The 18,264-nt window shown below is 30.4% G+C and carries 10 protein-coding genes; 9 read left to right on the top strand and 1 reads right to left on the bottom strand.

What is annotated here, in order from left to right; translation table 11 throughout:
- Window positions 1–103: 103 nt before the first annotated feature.
- Window positions 104–1,900 carry a translation elongation factor 4 gene (gene lepA / locus ACUBP5_RS00240; RefSeq protein WP_482168314.1) on the bottom strand — a complete coding sequence of 599 codons (1,797 nt, stop codon included), beginning with the start codon at window positions 1,898–1,900 and terminating at the stop codon, window positions 104–106.
- A gap of 243 nt (window positions 1,901–2,143) precedes the next feature.
- On the opposite strand from lepA, the gene ACUBP5_RS00235 reads away from it, so the two are divergent.
- From ACUBP5_RS00235 to odhB, 9 genes are all read left to right on the top strand, one after another.
- A complete protein-coding gene (locus tag ACUBP5_RS00235; RefSeq protein ID WP_482168313.1) occupies window positions 2,144–2,560 on the top strand; it encodes a deoxycytidylate deaminase in 417 nt (138 codons plus the stop codon).
- Window positions 2,561–3,400: 840 nt separating this feature from the next.
- Entirely contained in the window at window positions 3,401–3,922 is a 522-nt protein-coding gene (locus ACUBP5_RS00230) for a DUF2480 family protein (RefSeq protein ID WP_482168312.1), read from the top strand.
- Between the two features lie 1,778 nt (window positions 3,923–5,700).
- Complete coding sequence (locus tag ACUBP5_RS00225; protein WP_482168311.1) at window positions 5,701–6,366, top strand: succinate dehydrogenase cytochrome b subunit; 666 nt, start codon at window positions 5,701–5,703, stop codon at window positions 6,364–6,366.
- Between the two features lie 22 nt (window positions 6,367–6,388).
- Window positions 6,389–8,404 (top strand): fumarate reductase/succinate dehydrogenase flavoprotein subunit, encoded by a 2,016-nt coding sequence (locus ACUBP5_RS00220; protein WP_482168310.1) that lies wholly within the window; start codon window positions 6,389–6,391, stop codon window positions 8,402–8,404.
- A 9-nt stretch (window positions 8,405–8,413) separates the two neighbouring features.
- Window positions 8,414–9,187: a succinate dehydrogenase/fumarate reductase iron-sulfur subunit gene (locus ACUBP5_RS00215; protein WP_482168309.1), complete on the top strand. Its 774-nt coding sequence runs from the start codon at window positions 8,414–8,416 to the stop codon at window positions 9,185–9,187.
- Window positions 9,188–9,913: a tRNA (guanosine(37)-N1)-methyltransferase TrmD gene (gene trmD / locus ACUBP5_RS00210; RefSeq protein ID WP_482168308.1), complete on the top strand. Its 726-nt coding sequence runs from the start codon at window positions 9,188–9,190 to the stop codon at window positions 9,911–9,913. It abuts the gene before it with no gap.
- 907 nt (window positions 9,914–10,820) lie between these two features.
- Complete coding sequence (gene alaS / locus ACUBP5_RS00205) at window positions 10,821–13,448, top strand: alanine--tRNA ligase (protein WP_482168307.1); 2,628 nt, start codon at window positions 10,821–10,823, stop codon at window positions 13,446–13,448.
- A gap of 266 nt (window positions 13,449–13,714) precedes the next feature.
- Window positions 13,715–16,489 (top strand): 2-oxoglutarate dehydrogenase E1 component, encoded by a 2,775-nt coding sequence (locus ACUBP5_RS00200; RefSeq protein WP_482168306.1) that lies wholly within the window; start codon window positions 13,715–13,717, stop codon window positions 16,487–16,489.
- Between the two features lie 4 nt (window positions 16,490–16,493).
- Window positions 16,494–17,708, top strand: a complete 1,215-nt coding sequence (gene odhB / locus ACUBP5_RS00195) for a 2-oxoglutarate dehydrogenase complex dihydrolipoyllysine-residue succinyltransferase (RefSeq protein ID WP_482168305.1) — start codon at window positions 16,494–16,496, stop codon at window positions 17,706–17,708.
- Window positions 17,709–18,264 lie beyond the last annotated feature (556 nt).

The following is an 18,264-nucleotide window of genomic DNA, read 5'->3' as shown; positions in this document are numbered from 1 at the left end:
CTTATGCCCCTCTGGGCATAATTTTTAGTATCGTATTTTTTTTCAATGAATTTAAGGATTCTATAATAAGAACAAAATTTGCTTGAATTTATATCTATACAGATTAATCCTCTAGTTTAAGGACTGTCATAAAGGCTGATTGTGGTATTTCTATTTTGCCTATTTGCCGCATTTTTTTTTTCCCTTGTTTTTGTTTTTCCAAGAGTTTTCTTTTTCTGGATATATCTCCTCCATAACATTTAGCTGTTACATCTTTTCGAAGTGCTTTAATAGTTTCTCGAGTAATAATTTTGTTTCCTATAGCTGCTTGTAAAGGGATTTCAAATTGCTGTCTGGGGATGAGATCTTTTAATTTTTCACATATTTTTTTGCCTATATAAAAGGCATTACTTCGATGTACTAAAGCTGAGAGCGCATCTATGGACTGTGCATTGATTATAATTTCTACTCGTGCTAAATCTGAGGGACGATAATCTATAGGGCTGTAGTCAAAAGAGGCATATCCCTTAGAAATAGTCTTCAACTTATCGTAAAAATTGAAAACCACTTCGGCTAAAGGCATTTCAAAAATCAACTCTACCCGTTTAGGGGTTATATAAAATTGATTCTTCATAATACCCCTTTTTTCAATACATAAAGATATTACTGCCCCTACGTATTCAGATATTGTAATAATAGAGGCTTTGATATAAGGTTCCTCTAATTTAGAGAGTTTTTTAGTATCAGGCATATCTGAGGGATTTTTTACCCAAAAATACTCAAGTGGAGATTTCTTTAAAAAAGCTTTATAGGAAACATTTGGCATCGTAGTAATTACCCTCATATGGTATTCTCGTTCTAGACGTTCTTGAATAATCTCCATATGTAACATCCCTAAAAAACCGCATCTAAATCCAAGGCCTAAGGCAACAGAAGATTCTGGTATAAAAGTAATAGAAGAATCATTTAAACTTAGTTTTTCAATACAATTACGAAGCTCTTCGTAATCTTGAGTATTCACTGGATATATTCCAGCAAAAACCATAGGTTTTACTTCTTTAAAGCCTTCTATAGCGATGTTAGCCGGGTTAAGCGCTCCTGTAAGAGTATCGCCTACTTTAATCTCCAAAGCATCTTTTATACTTGGAATAAGATAACCTACATCTCCAGTGCTTATTTTTTCTTTAGGAATTTGTTTAAGCTTAAGCGTTCCAATTTCATCAACGTGATATATTCGATTGGTAGCCATAAATTTTATTTTCTGCCCTTTATAAATCTCTCCGTTCATAACTCGAAAATACGCTTGTGCCCCTCTAAATGGGTTGTATACCGAGTCAAAAATAAGAGCTTGCAAAGGAGCTAAATGATCACCTTTAGGATGGGGTATTTTATCTATAACAGCCATAAGTATTTCATCAATACCTATACCTTCTTTAGCACTAGCTCGAATCACCTCATTTGAGGAACAGCCAATAAGATTAACTATCTCGTCTATTACTTCTTCAGGCCTAGCTACCGGTAGATCAATTTTGTTTAAAATAGGTATAATTACTAACCCGTTTTCTAAGGCTAAATAAAGATTTGATAATGTTTGAGCCTGTATACCCTGAGATGCATCAATTACAAGTAAAGCTCCTTCACAAGCAGCGATTGAACGAGAAACTTCATAAGAAAAATCCACATGCCCAGGTGTATCAATAAGATTAAACACATAAGAAATTTCGCCCTGTCTATAATTCATCTGTACTGCATGACTCTTTATAGTAATACCTCTTTCGCGTTCAAGGTCCATATTGTCGAGTAATTGATCTTTCTTTTCTCTCTCACTTATGGTTTTAGTGCGTTCAAGTAATCTATCTGCTAAAGTACTTTTACCATGATCTATATGAGCTATAATACAGAAATTTCTAATGAATCTCATAGGGGAAAAAGGTTTTTACTAAATTACAGTATTTAGAATTCTAAAAAATAATAAAGATTTAATATAAAATTATAAGATTGATATGTTTTTAGTAACTTCATGTTTTATTAACAAGATTATATGTTATATATAATTGTTAAAAAGGAAATTTATAATAAGTTATTAAACAGATCTTATAACTATCAAAATTTTTTATAATTAGCTATATTACTAATATCCGATCAAGACTTTTCATTATTATAAATGAATATTATAAATAAATATGACATTGCGTATATGAAAATGGCTTTTGAATGGGGAAAATTATCTTATTGCAAGCGAAAAAAAGTAGGTGCTATTATTGTTAAAGATCAAATGATCATATCTGATGGATATAATGGGACACCTGTTGGATTTGAAAATATATGTGAAGACAAGAAGGGTTTTACTAAATGGTATGTTTTACATGCTGAAGCCAACGCTATACTAAAAGTAGCTGCTTCTACAAATTCTTGCAAAAAAGCTACTTTATATATTACCTCTTCGCCCTGTTGTGAATGTAGTAAACTTATTCATCAATCTGGTATTGAGAGAGTAGTATATCATACCCTTTATAAAGATATAAAGGGGATCGATTTTCTTCGTCAAGCACGTGTAAACGTTCAACAAATAGAAATTTAGCCATTAATTAATAACTTTTAAGACTTTTTACGATGATGTTTTTTATATTTCTACCAGTAGATTTTTATTCCTAACGGGGAGATGCCTATTAGATTATGACTACTAATAAAAAAGTTTAACCTTTATTTTATAATTAGATTAAAAGAGTGAAAAAAAAGATTATTCCTTAATCTAAAGAGACTTATAGTATTTTTTTTAAAAAAAAAATCTAACATAAGTTATTCTATATACAGCATAGAAAATATATAACATTGCCTTCTTTGCATAGTACAAAATAAGTTTTTATCTATATAAAGCTTTGTGATAGTTTATCCCTTTCGGGGAATAAATAATCCCACTTATATATAGTCATAAGAATAAAAATGTATAAATCATAAATATGTAAATATTTATATAATTTATTGTTTTAGACTTTTTCCAAGGTAAAAGAGCAAATGTTCTCCTTTTTATTAAAAGTTTATGTTCTCTTATAAATATTTTCCTAAAAGGGAGATACTATATTAAAGAACATCTCTAAGAGAACATATCCTAGTAAAATAAGAATTTTATATGTTGTAAATTCGATATTACAAGTATTTATGATAAATCTATTTTTTTTAATTTAAAAGCGCTTATTATCTTCTATATTCATCTCTAACATAGAGTATAAATTAAATTATTTTAAACATCATGTTATTTTATAACATTAAAGAATTTATCTCAACAACTAAAGAATATGCATTATGGATCTTCCATTTAATATATGTAGGTCTACTCTATAAAGCCTATTATTAGGATTTACTAATGATTATATAATATTTTATAGTTTTACAAGTATAAGAAAATTAAGTTTCATAAGACATGGAAAAAATTATTAATAAGGTATCTAAGAGTACTCTCATTAGTATTGATCTAGAAACATTGCGTCCTAAAGGGCCACGTATACTACTAGACATAAAACCATGGCTTTATAAAGAACTTATGTTATGCGAAAAAGACTTTAGAGCACAGCTTAAAATACATAGATGGTCTAAGTATAGTAATGCTTTCATTGCACTCGATTGTTCTTCAAATGCAATTGTTCCGGCTTGGGTTTACATGCTACTAACAACATATCTTCAACCTTATGCATTTAGAGTTGTTAGGGGATCTCTAAATATTCTAGAAACTATTCTTTATCAAGAATTTATCCAAAAAATGGATTTGCAAAAATATCGAAATGCTCGAGTTATTATCAAAGGATGTAATGAGCAAGCCATTCCCGAAAATGCTTACTTATTGTTAATTCAAAAATTACAGCCTATAGTACATTCTATTATGTATGGAGAGCCATGTAGTACCGTGCCCTTATTTAAGGATTCAACATTGAAAACATGTTCTTGAACTACTTTTTTGCAAATTTAATATGTTCTAAGTACATCAAGATTTTTTGAATCTAAGATTATTATCGTTAAAAACAATACATACTAATAATTATTTTAAGTATGGTCATTAATGAGGCAGAAAGAAGTGTATAACTGATGGGATATTTTTATTATTATAACCTAAGTATCTTTACAATTATTTTTTATATAATTAAAAATTACATAGGAGTAAAAAACTAATTAAAATAAATTATTCAAGAAAAAAGTAGAGCTATATTATTCAGTATCTTCTATAGATTCCTAGGTTTATTAACATAGTCAACAATTTTAAATGGATAATTTTAAGGCTCTATTCATAGAGCTATGTACAAAATAGCTCAAAACACTGACTGATTGCCTATCTATAGAAATATGTTTTTCTCTATAATTAAATACCTCATAGCTGTTATGTAAAAGAGATTATTCTTTTGCGAACATTGTAGTTATATACTATGATCCTAGCAGGGATTTATAGCATATATTTTTATATTAGGAGTTTCACTGATGTTTTTACATAAAGTATATAAAAAGATCTTTATAGAATTTAGAAGTAATCTTTATCACAGGTAAACTTTTAACTATTTAAAAAATATAAAATATAAACAATATATAGGGTTATAAATATAACATTACAAATAAGTAAACGGATTTTTATTTTTTAATAGTCTTTTTTTTTAGGCTTATTCTGCAGAATAAAAACATTTTTCCCGTATATTTCATCTTTTTTTAAAGATATATTGGTGAATTTCATAACGATCTAGTTCGTAAATATCTCGTTGGATATTTTAATGTATTATAATAACTTTCCTTAGTTAGGAATAATTTTAAGGATATTATATGTTAAATCTGTTGAATCTTTATTTCAATTTAATAAAAACCATATGCTATTTAAAAATATAAATCATAATACTTTCTTTCTTATAAAGTGGTTTGTATAGATACAATAACGTTTTCAACCTTTTTACTTTTGATTTGAAGGATATATACTTATTTTATTTCGTTTATAGTGAAAAAATAAGTAATTGCCTTTTCCCCCCATATTCAAGACAATATCTTTTTCAATTGTTAAAGAACAATCTATCGCTTATAGAATCATTTTAAAAGGAAATATTTATTATAAACTTAAAAAGCTTTTTATAATACGTATTAGCTCAAAAAAAATTAGTTATATAAACATTTAACAATTATGAAAAACGATAAAAAAAATATATACGTATAAATAAATAGGTAAAAATCCTTACTCTAATTATAGAAATACAATTATAGAAAAAAAAATCGTGTAAAAAAAAAGAATTCCCTTTTTTTCGAAAAAAAATATATAAAATATAGGAAAAGAGCAAAAAAAAAGATCATCTTAGCTTAAGATGTATTTATAGATTTTATATAAAATTTTCTATTTCCTTAAAAATCTAATAGATAGACTTTGAGAAAATAAAAATAAAAGAATAGTATAAATATAAAGATTTCAATAGTAAATATTCATCTAATTATTTTTATTAAAATATTTACTTAATAACCAAAACTTAAGGGTTAAGTCGAAAAAGAAATATAAAAGGATATTTTATTTGTAAATAAATATCCTTTTATATTAAAAATTTTCATAAGTATAGATATTCAAGAGGTGGTATATTATTGAATAAAATAGTTTCTTTATTAAGAATTGTTCTAAAAATATAAGACATATTAAAAAATATTTGTAATATACAATACGTCAACCTAAATTTGCTTAAGGTTATGTATATATAAATATGTGCAATAATGCAGCAACCCAAGTTTATTCATTCTTCTATAGGAAAGAAAATCCTGATGGCTATTACTGGGTTCTTTCTCATGATTTTCCTTTTAGTACATCTAAGTATTAATCTTTTTCTTTTTGTAGGTGAAGACGCTTTTAATAAAGCGTCTCATTTTATGTCTACTAATCCATTTATTCAAGTCTCGCAATATATTCTTGCAGTAGGGTTTATTATTCATATCTTTTTTGGCATTAAGCTTTTCATTCAAAATAATGGTGCACGTGGAGAAGTATCTTATATAATAAATCAATGGCAAACGCATACTCCCTTTAATGCTAGAACTATGATTTATACAGGAGGGTTAGTATTGTGTTTTTTGATTTTGCATTTAAATAACTTTACTATTCCAATAAAAATGCATCTTACTTCGGAGGTCAATGATTATAAATTGGTTACTTCTCACTTTAAAAGCCCTATTTACACAATAATTTATATAATCTCCTTTATCTTTCTTGCTATTCATCTTAGTCATGGGTTTAAGTCAGCTTTTCAATCCACAGGAGCATATCATAAAAATTATATACACGTAATACGGAAAGCCGGCATATTATATTTTTGGGTTATATCACTTGGATTTTCGGCTATTGCCTTTTGGTTCTTTTTTAAAAACAACGCTATTTTCCCTTAGCTTGATTATCTATTTTTATAGTATGAACAACATATTAGATGCGAAAATACCTAAAGGACCTTTGTTTGACAAATGGAAAAATCACAAGTCTGAACTTAAATTAGTAGCTACTAATAACCGTTCTAGTATTGAAATCATTATCGTAGGCACTGGGTTAGCGGGAGGAAGTGCCGCAGCTACCTTAGCTGAACTCGGATATAGAATTAAAGTTTTTTGTTATCAGGATTCTCCACGCAGAGCACACTCTATAGCGGCACAAGGAGGAATTAATGCATCAAAAAATTACAAAGGAGATAACGATTCTGTATATAGACTTTTTTACGATACGATCAAAGGAGGAGATTATCGATCAAGAGAGGCTAATGTATATCGTTTAGCTGAAGTTTCATCAAATATTATTGACCAATGTGTTGCACAGGGAGTCCCTTTCGCTCGTGATTATGGAGGGTTACTCGATAACCGTTCTTTCGGGGGAGTTCAAGTTTCAAGAACGTTTTATGCCAAGGGTCAAACAGGTCAACAACTTTTACTTGGGTGTTATTCAGCGATGTCTCGCCAGATTGGTAAAGGACGCATTGATATGTACTGTCGTCATGAAATGCTCGATATAGTTATTATTGACGGTAAGGCACGCGGTATTATAGCACGTGATTTAATAAGCGGTGAAATACAAAGACATTCGGCGCATGCAGTAATTATTGCTTCAGGAGGTTATTCTAATGTTTTCTTTCTTTCTACTAACGCTATGGGCTCAAATGTTACGGCTGCTTGGAAAATTCATAAAAAAGGTGCTTTTTTTGCTAATCCATGTTATACACAAATTCATCCTACATGTATACCCGTACATGGTTCGTTTCAATCAAAACTTACACTTATGTCTGAATCATTGAGAAATGATGGACGTATTTGGGTGCCAAAAGATCAACAAGAAGCACTAGCTATTCGTCAAAAGCTTAAAAATCCTGATGACATCCCTGAACAGTCGCGGGATTATTATCTCGAGCGACGCTATCCCTCTTTTGCAAATCTCGTGCCTAGAGATATCGCTTCGAGAGCAGCTAAAGAGCGCTGCGATGCGGGGTTAGGTATTGAAGATAACGAAAACAAAGAAGGAGTATTTTTAGATTTTTCAACTGCTATTAGACGTTACGGAGAGGAAAAAGCATATGAGTTAGGACTTAAAAAACTTAATCATGAACAAATTATCAGCTTAGGGGAGAAGATGCTTGAATCCAAGTATGGCAATCTTTTTCAGATGTATGAAAAAATTACTAATCAAAATCCTTATCAAACACCTATGAAAATATATCCAGCAGTTCATTATACTATGGGCGGCATTTGGGTAGATTATAATCTTATGAGTTCTATACCAGGTTGTTATGTCATAGGTGAAGCAAATTTTTCAGATCATGGAGCAAATCGTCTAGGTGCTTCTGCCTTAATGCAAGGTCTAGCAGATGGCTATTTTATACTACCTTATACTATTGCCGATTATCTAGCCGACGATATTCGAACTGAATCTACACCAAAAGAACATCCTGAATTTGAGATAGCTGAGCAAGGCGTACGTGATAGGTTGAATTTTTTTATTAAAAATAAGGGACGTGAATCAGTAAATTACTTTCATAAAGCATTAGGAAAGATTATGTGGAATAAAGTAGGCATGGCTAGAGATAAAAAGGGACTTTTACAAGCTATAGAAGAAATTCAGAATATACGAAAGGAATTTTGGAGCAATGTTCGTGTCCCAGGTACTGCCTATGAACTAAATCCTGAATTAGAAAAGGCTAATCGCGTAGCTGATTTTCTTGAATTAGGCGAACTTATAGCTAAAGATGCACTCAACCGTAGAGAATCTTGCGGAGGGCATTTCCGTATAGAATATCAAAATGAAGAAGGTGAAGCCCTACGGGATGATAAACGCTATGCTTATGTATCTACTTGGGAGTATAAAGGCAAGAATATTAAGGAAGAAAAATTACATAAAGAAGCTTTGCACTTTGAATCTGTTAAACTTAAAACACGCTCCTATAAATAGGAAGAATTTATGACATTAATCCAATTGCTTAGTTTAACATTAAAAATATGGAGACAAAAAACCCCGCAAGATACAGGGCATTTTGAAACTTACTCTATAGATAACATATCACCCTATAGTTCATTTCTAGAAATGCTTGATATTTTAAATGAACAACTTATTAAGCAAAATAAGTCTCCTATAGCCTTCGATCATGATTGTCGAGAAGGTATTTGTGGGATGTGTTCACTATATATAAATGGCCAAGCGCATGGTCCTGATAGATTAGTTACTACCTGTCAGTTACATATGCGTAGTTTTAAAAATGGAGAAACAATTTATATAGAACCCTGGCGTTCTAGAGCTTTTCCGGTGATTAAAGATTTAGTAGTAGACCGTTCGGCTTTTGATAGAATAATAGCTGCTGGAGGCTTTGTTTCAGTAAATACCTCTGGGCGGACAATAGATGCTAACACTTTACCTATTTCTAAAGAAGATGCTGATAAAGCTTTTGATGCAGCTGCCTGTATCGGATGTGGCGCTTGTGTTGCTACGTGTAAAAATGCCTCGGCAATGCTCTTTGTATCAGCTAAAATAAACCATTTATCTTTACTCCCACAAGGGAAAATAGAAGCTAAAAGGCGAGCTCTCTCTATGGTTCGACAAATGGATCGAGAGGGGTTTGGTAATTGTAGCAATACAGGCGCTTGTGAGATTAAATGCCCTAAAAGTATTTCTATAGAAAATATTAGTCAAATGAATAGGGAATATCTTAGTGCCTCATTACAAAGTGAGGATAGGTAGATGTTTTTAATATATCGTTATGTTAATATTGTTATGAGTGGATCTCCTTTACGTATAGATATTATTTCAGTATTGCCAAATTTTTTAAAAGGGCTCTTTGAGATTTCTATCCTTAGAAGGGCTCTTAAAAAATCTTTAGTGGATATTAATGTTCATAGTTTACGCAACTATGGTCTTGGTAAACACAAACAAATAGATGATTATGTTTATGGCGGAGGTGCTGGTATGGTAATGCGTATAGAGCCCATAAAATATTGCCTTGATAAGCTTTGCTCAGAACGTCTTTACGATGAAATTATTTTTATGACTCCTGATGGAACGCGTTTCTCGCAATCTTATGCTAATATACTCTCGCTAAAAAAAAATCTTATTATTCTTTGTGGGCACTATAAAGGAGTAGACCAACGTGTACGAGATTATTTGATTACTAAGGAGATTTCTATAGGAGAGTATGTGCTCTCAGGAGGAGAACTTCCAGCAGTGGTAGTAGTAGATTCTATTGTAAGGTTGATTCCAGGAGTTTTAGGAGATGAAACTTCAGCACTTACTGATTCTTTTCAAGATGGATTAATTGAAGCTCCTATTTATACCCGTCCCTCACAATATAAAGGGTGGTTAGTTCCTGATGTACTACTTTCAGGAAATTTTAGAAAAATCGATCACTGGCGCCATGAAAAATCTTTGCAACGCACTAAAAAATGTTTTTTTAAAAATGATAAAGGATAAAAAAGTCTAATAGATAAAACATTTATAAATTAAATAATCCCCTTTATTTTTTAAATACGTTTTTATTAAAGTAGTTTATATTAATTATAAATCTTGGTATACTATCGTTTATAGCATATACTTTTTATTACAAATAAAAAAATATCCTAAACTATTATATATAAGAATACTAAATAGATAAAAAATATTAACGGGTTGCTCTATTTATTTTTATATATACAAAATACTTACTATAACAGTAGTAAAAAGTTTTTCTTCTTTATACAAAAAAATGTTTAAAACTAAAAAATACTTTATAAAAGGTTACGAATATTCTATTTCTTAAACAGAAAGATAAATTTAGATTATTTCTTACTCAAAACTTCAAATTTGGGTTATTAGACTTTACTCGCTATTATGCAAACAGTCGTGAATTTAAAAATCAGACTTATTTAAGTATATATAATAATATATTGATTTATTATCAAATAAATAACGTATTATTTCAAAATCTATAACTTTATTCTTCTTTATATTTTTTATCATGCCAAATCTTATAGCGGAAATTTTTATATTTATTGCCTTTATTTTTTCTTAGCCAATTTTAGAATACATTCTAAATAATGATTTTTTCTTATATGTTTGTTGTAAAAGCCTTTAGTTTTATTTTCTATCTATTCTTTATAGTTTAGTTATAGAGTATAAATACTTTTTAAAAAAGTCTTTATCATATAAACCCCTGTACAAATTAAAACAGTGGTTAAATTTGCTATAAATATGATTTAAAATTTTAAATTCTTTAAAAATCTTAGCTTTAAAATTTGTGCTTTCCTTTCATATAGCTCTATATAGAGCTCCTCTTAAGATAAATTTATAAAATAAATTAAAATACAGGTCGATATTATATTCGTGTAAATCTATATTTTTTATGAAATCACAAAAAATACGCCAGAGTTTCTTAGATTTTTTTGAAAAAAAATCTCATCAAGTTCTTCCTTCATCTTCTATTGTCGCTTATAATGATCCTAGCTTATTGTTTACAAATGCTGGCATGAACTCTTTTAAAGATTATTTCTTAGGAAAGAATAAAGCGCCCTTTAAAAGGATAGTCAATACACAAAAATGTTTGCGTGTAACAGGGAAACATAATGATCTTGAGGATGTGGGTTATGATATCTACCATCATACTATGTTTGAGATGCTCGGGAATTGGTCTTTTGGGGATTATTCTAAAAAAGAAGCTATTGAATGGGCCTGGGAACTACTTACCGAAGTATACCACATTCCATACGAAGATCTTTATGTTACTATATTCTCCGGAGATACGGATGATGGACTTGTTGCTGATGAACAAACTCGTTTGCTTTGGGAGGTTATAGTTAAAAGTGATCATATTATCGCTTGCGGGAAAAAAGATAATTTTTGGGAAATGGGTCTGAATGGTCCTTGTGGTCCTTGTTCAGAGATTCATATCGATTTACGCTCTCCTCATGAAAAAAAACATATCTCTGCAAGAGACCTTATTAATAAAGATCATCCGCAAGTTATTGAGCTTTGGAATCTAGTTTTTATAGAATTTATACGTAAAGCTGATGGTAGTCTTGAAAAGTTAAGCTATAGTTATATCGACACAGGTATGGGATTTGAACGTCTTTGCAGAGTGTTGCAAAACAAATCTTCGAATTATAATACTGATCTTTTCTTCCCATTAATTCAGAAAATAGACCAACTTAGTGATACTCAATATGGCAAGGATCCCCAAAAAGATATAGCTATTCGTATAATAGCGGATCATATACGTGCTGTAGCCTTTGCTATTGCTGACGGGCAAAGCCCATCTAATACCGGAGCTGGTTATGTCATTCGACGTCTGTTGCGACGGGCTGTAAGTTACGGATATTGTTTCTTAAATCAAAAAGGAGCTTTCTTCTATAAATTATTAGATGTTCTTATAGCTCAAATGGGTAAGGTATTCCCAGAGCTTATTAATGGACAAAAATGGATTCGACAACAAATAAAAGCCGAAGAAATAGTTTTTTTTAAAACCCTAAATCAGGGTATAAAACGTATGGAAACTATTGTTAAAGAGACAATAGATAAAAAACTAGTATATATTGAAGGAGATAAAATATTTGAACTCTATGACACTTATGGATTTCCGATAGATCTTTCGAAACTTTTAGCTGCTGAGAATGATCTAAAAATCGATGAAATTGGTTTTAAGAAACAGATGCATCTACAAAGAGAACGTTCTCGAAACGTGAGAAAAAATATAAAGAATGATGATTGGATAATCTTAAGAGATAACTTCTTTGAATCCCAAAAGAATTTTTTAGGTTATGATTATTTAAATATCAACACGTACATCTGTGCATATCGTCGTGTACAAACTTCTAAGGGGAATTATTATCATTTAGTTTTTAATTCTACGCCTTTTTATTCTGAAAGTGGAGGTCAAATAGGTGATAGTGGTTATATAGAAACTATAAATGAAAAAATTCCTATTATAGATACTAAAAGAGAAAATAGCCTTTTTATTCACATAGTTGAAAGACTCCCTAAAGACCCTACACTACTTTTTAAGGCTACAGTAGATATAAATCGCCGAAAGAATATTGAAAAAAATCATAGTGCTACTCATCTATTGCATTATGCGCTTAGGATATTGCTGGGAATGCATGTTAGTCAAAAAGGTTCTTATGTAGGTCCGGATCGCCTGCGTTTTGATTTTTCACATACTCAAAAGTTATCTTGTGAACAATTGCAAACGATTGAAACATTTGTGCAAGATATGATAGATAAGGATTTTATTCTGCAGGAGTCTCGAGAAATTTTATTGGAAGAAGCTATCAGTAAAGGTGCTATAGCTTTATTTAGTGAAAAATACTTAGATAAGGTTCGATTAATAGGGTTTGGTCCATCATTAGAAGTATGTGCAGGAACACATGTAAAGCAAAGTGGTAAAATCCAATTGTTTAAAATTATATCTGAGTCTTCCATAGGTTCTGGTATTCGTCGCATAGAAGCGCTAACTTCTAAATCAGCTCTTATGTACTTAAAAAAAAATAATGAGATTTATCAAAAAATGCTTGCAAAAATGCAATATCCATCTAATCCTTTAAAAACTTTTGAACAATTACAACAGGAAAATAAAAGATTACAATATCAAGCTAATTCTCTAATAGAGAAAGAAATTAAATACCTTAAAAAGGAATGGTATACTAGGGCTAAAAAGTATGACAACTTTACTCTTATTTGCGATAAAACTGATTTAGACCTTTCCTTTATAAAATCAATTTCCATGGAACTACGGAGAGAAAATAAGGAATTAATTTTACTTGTTGCTCGTATAGATAAAAATGATATTATACTCTGTACAGCAGTTTCGGATGATCTAGTAAGTAAAGGAGTAGATGCTGCTTATATTATTAAAAATCTTGTACCTTTTATCCAGGGAAAAGGAGGAGGTCAGAAGTTTTTTGCTATGGGGAAAGGAACTGATCCTAAAGGTGTAACTAAAGTTTTTAAGAAAGTAAATAATTTTATTCCTTTGTAAGAAAAGATATGAGAACTTCTTATTCTATTTTTTATTTATTTTAAAAAACTACTCTTAATATCCTCTAGCTATAAAAAAATAATTTAATTAGGTTAAAATGTCTTTTATTCTCTGTTAGATATGCTATTGATTTTTTTTCATATTTCATCCCTATCCTCTGTTTTCATAAAAAAAATAACGTGTTACTATGTATAATTTAACACTTAAATAAAAATATTAAATTTGGATAACTATTATAATCATCAAATAAATGCCCCCTATTTATCATGGATCGATATTCTTTTCTGAATGCAATGCATCCAGAACTTATCGAAGAACTTTATCAAAAGTATCTTCATTCACCTGATAGTATTGAACCCAGTTGGAGAACTTTTTTTCAAGGTTTTGACTTCTCAAGGGGAAACTTCAAGGAAGAATTAGAGTTTTGTGAACAAGAAATCAATGAAAATAATTTTGATTTTAAACATTACTACATTGAAAATACTGGGAAAAACATTAAAGAATTTCAGGTAACTACTTTGATACAAGCCTATCAAAGTCGCGGCCACCTATTTACAAAAACTAATCCAATACGCAAAAGACCTGAGTATACGCCAAATCTAGATATTGAACAATTTGGACTTAATCCATTAGATCTTACTAGTATTTTTAAATCTGGAGAACTTATAGGAAAAGGGCCTACAACACTTGTTAATATAATTGCTCATCTTAAGGCAATTTATTGTGAATCTATTGGGATTGAATATATGTATATACGTAATCCTGAAAAAATAGAGTGGATTAATAAATGGGTGATTAAAAATGATAATCATCCTGTCTTATCTCATCAGGAAAAAAAAAATCTTCTTAAGATACTTAATGAGGCAGTAGTATTTGAGAATTTTTTGCACACTAAATTTGTAGGTCAAAAACGATTTTCTATTGAAGGAAATGAATCTCTATTGCCTGCTTTAGATGAACTTATAGATTATGCTTCAGATCATTATCAAGCCCAAGAATTTATTATAGGAATGTCTCATAGAGGTCGGTTGAATATATTAGCTAACCTTCTTAAAAAAAACTCTTCCGAAATATTCACTGAATTTTACGGTAATGAATATGAAGAGCCTATGTTCGCTGGTGATGTTAAATATCATTTAGGAGCTACTATGATTCGTGAGAATAGAAAAGGAAAATCTGTAACGATAAGCCTTGCACCCAATCCTTCTCATCTTGAAACAGTCAATTTAATAGTACAAGGAATAGCTAGAGCTAATGTAGATTGTTATTATCAAGGTAATTTTTCCAAATTAATACCCATATTAGTACATGGAGATGCTGCTATTGCCGCTCAAGGTGTTGTTTATGAGATGGTACAGATGTCTAATCTTAAAGGCTATAAAACAGGAGGAACAATACATATTGTGGTAAATAATCAAATTGGATTTACTACTAATTATCTAGATGGACGTTCTAGTACTTATTGCACTGATATAGCTAAGGTTACCCTTTCTCCAGTTTTGCATATTAATGCTGATGATGTGGAAGCTGTAATTCATGCTATACGATTTGCTGTAGATTTTCGTATGCGTTTTGAGCAAGATGTTTTTATTGATTTGTTAGGTTATAGAAAATACGGCCATAATGAAGGAGATGAACCACGATTTACTCAACCTTTTCTTTATAAGGCTATTGATAAACATTCTAATGCAAGAGATATCTATAAGGCAAAATTATATAAAGAAGGAATTATTAATGATAAATATATATCCATTATTGGATGTAATTTTACAAATCAACTCGAGAAAAATTACGAAATCGCTGGGAATATAGAATATAGCAAGATCAATGCTTTCTTGCCTGACAAATGGAAGAATTTTAAAAAAGTTAAATCCGAAGAACTATTCAAAATTTCGGATACACGTTTCCCTTTGGAAAAGCTCAGAGAAATAGGATTCAAAATAAGTACCTTACCAAAAAAAGGTAAATTTTATCGAAAAGTACAAAAAATATTTAAGCAAAGGCGCGAAATGTTAGAAAAAGGCAATGCTCTCAACTGGGGTATGGTTGAACTTTTAGCTTATGGAAGCTTGCTTAGTGAAGGATTTAATGTACGTCTTTCTGGAGAGGATGTAGAACGAGGAACTTTTTCACATCGTCATGCGGTAGTTATAACAGAAGATACTGAGGAGAAATATATTCTTTTAAATACTATTGAAGCCTCTCAAGGTATCATGTATATATACAATTCATTACTCTCAGAGTATGGTGTTATGGGGTTTGACTATGGATATGCTATGGCCTCTCCTAATACGCTTACCCTATGGGAGGCACAATTCGGAGATTTTAGTAATGGTTCGCAGATCATAATAGATCAATATTTATCTACTGCTGAGGATAAGTGGAAGGTCCAAAATGGGTTAGTTTTGATGTTACCTCATGGATATGAAGGGCAGGGATCAGAACATTCCTCTGCTCGTATTGAGCGTTATTTACAATTATGTAGTAATCATAATATGATAGTTCTTAATTGCAGTAATCCTGCTAATTTTTACCATGCCTTGAGAAGACATATGAAATTTCCTTTTCGGAAGCCCCTAATTATTTTTACTCCTAAAAGTTTACTTAGACATTCACTCTGTACCTCTACTTTAGAATCATTAGCTATGGGAAGTTTTAAACCTATTATAGAGGATAGTGTAGATAACCTAGTAAACATTACTCGTTTATTGATGTGTTCAGGTAAAATTTATTACGAACTCCTAGAACGGAAACAGATAACAGAATCGAAGCATATTGCCCTTGTTCGACTTGAACAGCTTTACCCTCTTCTACAAGAAGAGATAAAAAAGATTTTTAAAAAATACCCATCCTGTCAGGAATGGATATGGGTTCAGGAAGAACCTGAAAATATGGGATTATGGCCTTATTTATCCTACAAGTTTAAAAGTTTCCCTATTGAACTTGTATCACGTTCCAAAAGCGCCTCGCCCGCTAGCGGTTCTTATAAAAACTTTATAAGAACACAACAAGAAATTATTGACAAAGTTTTTAAATCCTAAACTTATGATATTAGAAATGAGGGTTCCTTCTCCAGGTGAATCGATTACAGAGGTAGAAATTGCTTGTTGGCTTGTTAAAGATGGTGATTATGTTAAAAAAGATCAAGCTATTGCAGAAGTAGATTCTGATAAGGCTACCTTGGTAATTTCTGCTGAATGTGCAGGAATCATAACATTAAAAGCTAAAGAAGGGGATACTTTACAAGTAGGTCAAATTATTTGTTTAATAAATACGGTCTCTCTTGAGAATACAAATATTTTAGCATCCTCTTCTCTTGCACCAAATCAAGAAGAATTTAAAATTCTAAATACTGTTGATAACAAAGTAGCCGAAACTTGTGTAGTAAAAAATATACCATCTCCAGCTGCTAAAAAAATTCTAACGGAAAAAAATATCCCCTTTGATCAGGTTCACGGTTCAGGGGTTCAAGGCCGCATTACTAAGGAAGATGCTCTAAAAGCTAGACCTTTACTAAATATTTCCGAAAACGTTTTACGTTCATCAAAAAGAGTACCTCTTTCTAAGCTCCGACGTAAATTATCTGAACGGTTAGTTAATGTAAAAAAGAATACTGCTATGCTCACTACTTTTAATGAAGTAGATATGAGTAAAATTATTAATATAAGGAATAAGTACAAAGATTTATTCAAAGAACGTCATGGATTAACTTTAGGCTTTATGTCTTTTTTCACTAAAGCCTCTATACGCGCTCTACAAATATACCCTCAAGTTAATTCAATGATGGATAATCAAGAAAAGATACTTTATGATTTTTGCGACATCAGCGTAGCAGTATCTGGCCCTAAAGGGCTTATGGTCCCAGTAATCAGAAATGCTGAAAATCTTTCATTTAGGAACATTGAACAAGAGATCAAACGGTTGGCCTTTCGTGTACGCGAAAATCTAATATCGGTAGATGAAATGACTGGCGGTACTTTTACCATTACTAATGGAGGAGTATTTGGTTCTATGCTTTCTACGCCAATTATCAATCCTCCACAAAGCGCGATTTTAGGAATGCATAATATAATAGATCGTCCAGTGGTTATAGATGGGAAAATAGAAATTCGTCCTATAATGTATCTTGCACTTTCTTATGATCATCGTATTATTGATGGACGTGAATCCGTGGGTTTTTTAGTATCAATAAAAGAATCTTTAGAAGATCCTATAAAATTTTTAATGGAAGAAAAAATTCAAATAGCCCTTGAACTATAAATAGATAGTAGTATATAATACACTACTATAAAACATAGTTAATTACGTTTGATATAATCTTAAAAAGATAAATTAAAAAGAGAGTCATATTTTTTATTCTAAAAATTACTATTAATAGTATATCTATATTATATATTACAGTAGTTTATTTTTCCTTAACTAGGAAAAGATAGATAATATAATTTTCTCTTAGCTATCTTATTAGCTAAGAGAAAACAAACGTGAAGGGTTTCACAAACTTGCTATAACCCAATATTCTAAGTAATAATTCATATAGTTTTATTTATATAGATGAAACTATATGAATTATTACCTAATCTTATATTAAGACAATTGGTATATAATTTTATGACTTTTTAATAAAATTCTTATATTTTAAATATTAAAGTAATCGTAACAGCATTATTAGTATTATATCACTTAATATATAAGTTATAGATAATTTAACAATTTTTTAATATTTACCCTTTTAGTTTTTTTTCTGTGACTATAAGAACTCCTCCTTAGGGAGGAGGAGGAGCCTAAAAGGGTGAATATTAAAAACGAAAATACAATA

Source organism: Candidatus Insignibacter tubulum, assembly GCF_056790205.1.
This window is presented reverse-complemented; position numbering and strand designations above follow the sequence as displayed.

Coding starts and splice junctions, on each gene's coding strand:
- trmD (WP_482168308.1), top strand. CDS start 9,188: ATGTTTTTAATATATCGTTATGTTAATATTGTTATGAGTGGATCTCCT.
- odhB (WP_482168305.1), top strand. CDS start 16,494: ATGATATTAGAAATGAGGGTTCCTTCTCCAGGTGAATCGATTACAGAG.
- alaS (WP_482168307.1), top strand. CDS start 10,821: ATGAAATCACAAAAAATACGCCAGAGTTTCTTAGATTTTTTTGAAAAA.
- ACUBP5_RS00215 (WP_482168309.1), top strand. CDS start 8,414: ATGACATTAATCCAATTGCTTAGTTTAACATTAAAAATATGGAGACAA.
- ACUBP5_RS00225 (WP_482168311.1), top strand. CDS start 5,701: ATGCAGCAACCCAAGTTTATTCATTCTTCTATAGGAAAGAAAATCCTG.
- ACUBP5_RS00200 (WP_482168306.1), top strand. CDS start 13,715: ATGGATCGATATTCTTTTCTGAATGCAATGCATCCAGAACTTATCGAA.
- ACUBP5_RS00220 (WP_482168310.1), top strand. CDS start 6,389: ATGAACAACATATTAGATGCGAAAATACCTAAAGGACCTTTGTTTGAC.
- ACUBP5_RS00235 (WP_482168313.1), top strand. CDS start 2,144: ATGAATATTATAAATAAATATGACATTGCGTATATGAAAATGGCTTTT.
- lepA (WP_482168314.1), bottom strand. CDS start 1,900: ATGAGATTCATTAGAAATTTCTGTATTATAGCTCATATAGATCATGGT.
- ACUBP5_RS00230 (WP_482168312.1), top strand. CDS start 3,401: ATGGAAAAAATTATTAATAAGGTATCTAAGAGTACTCTCATTAGTATT.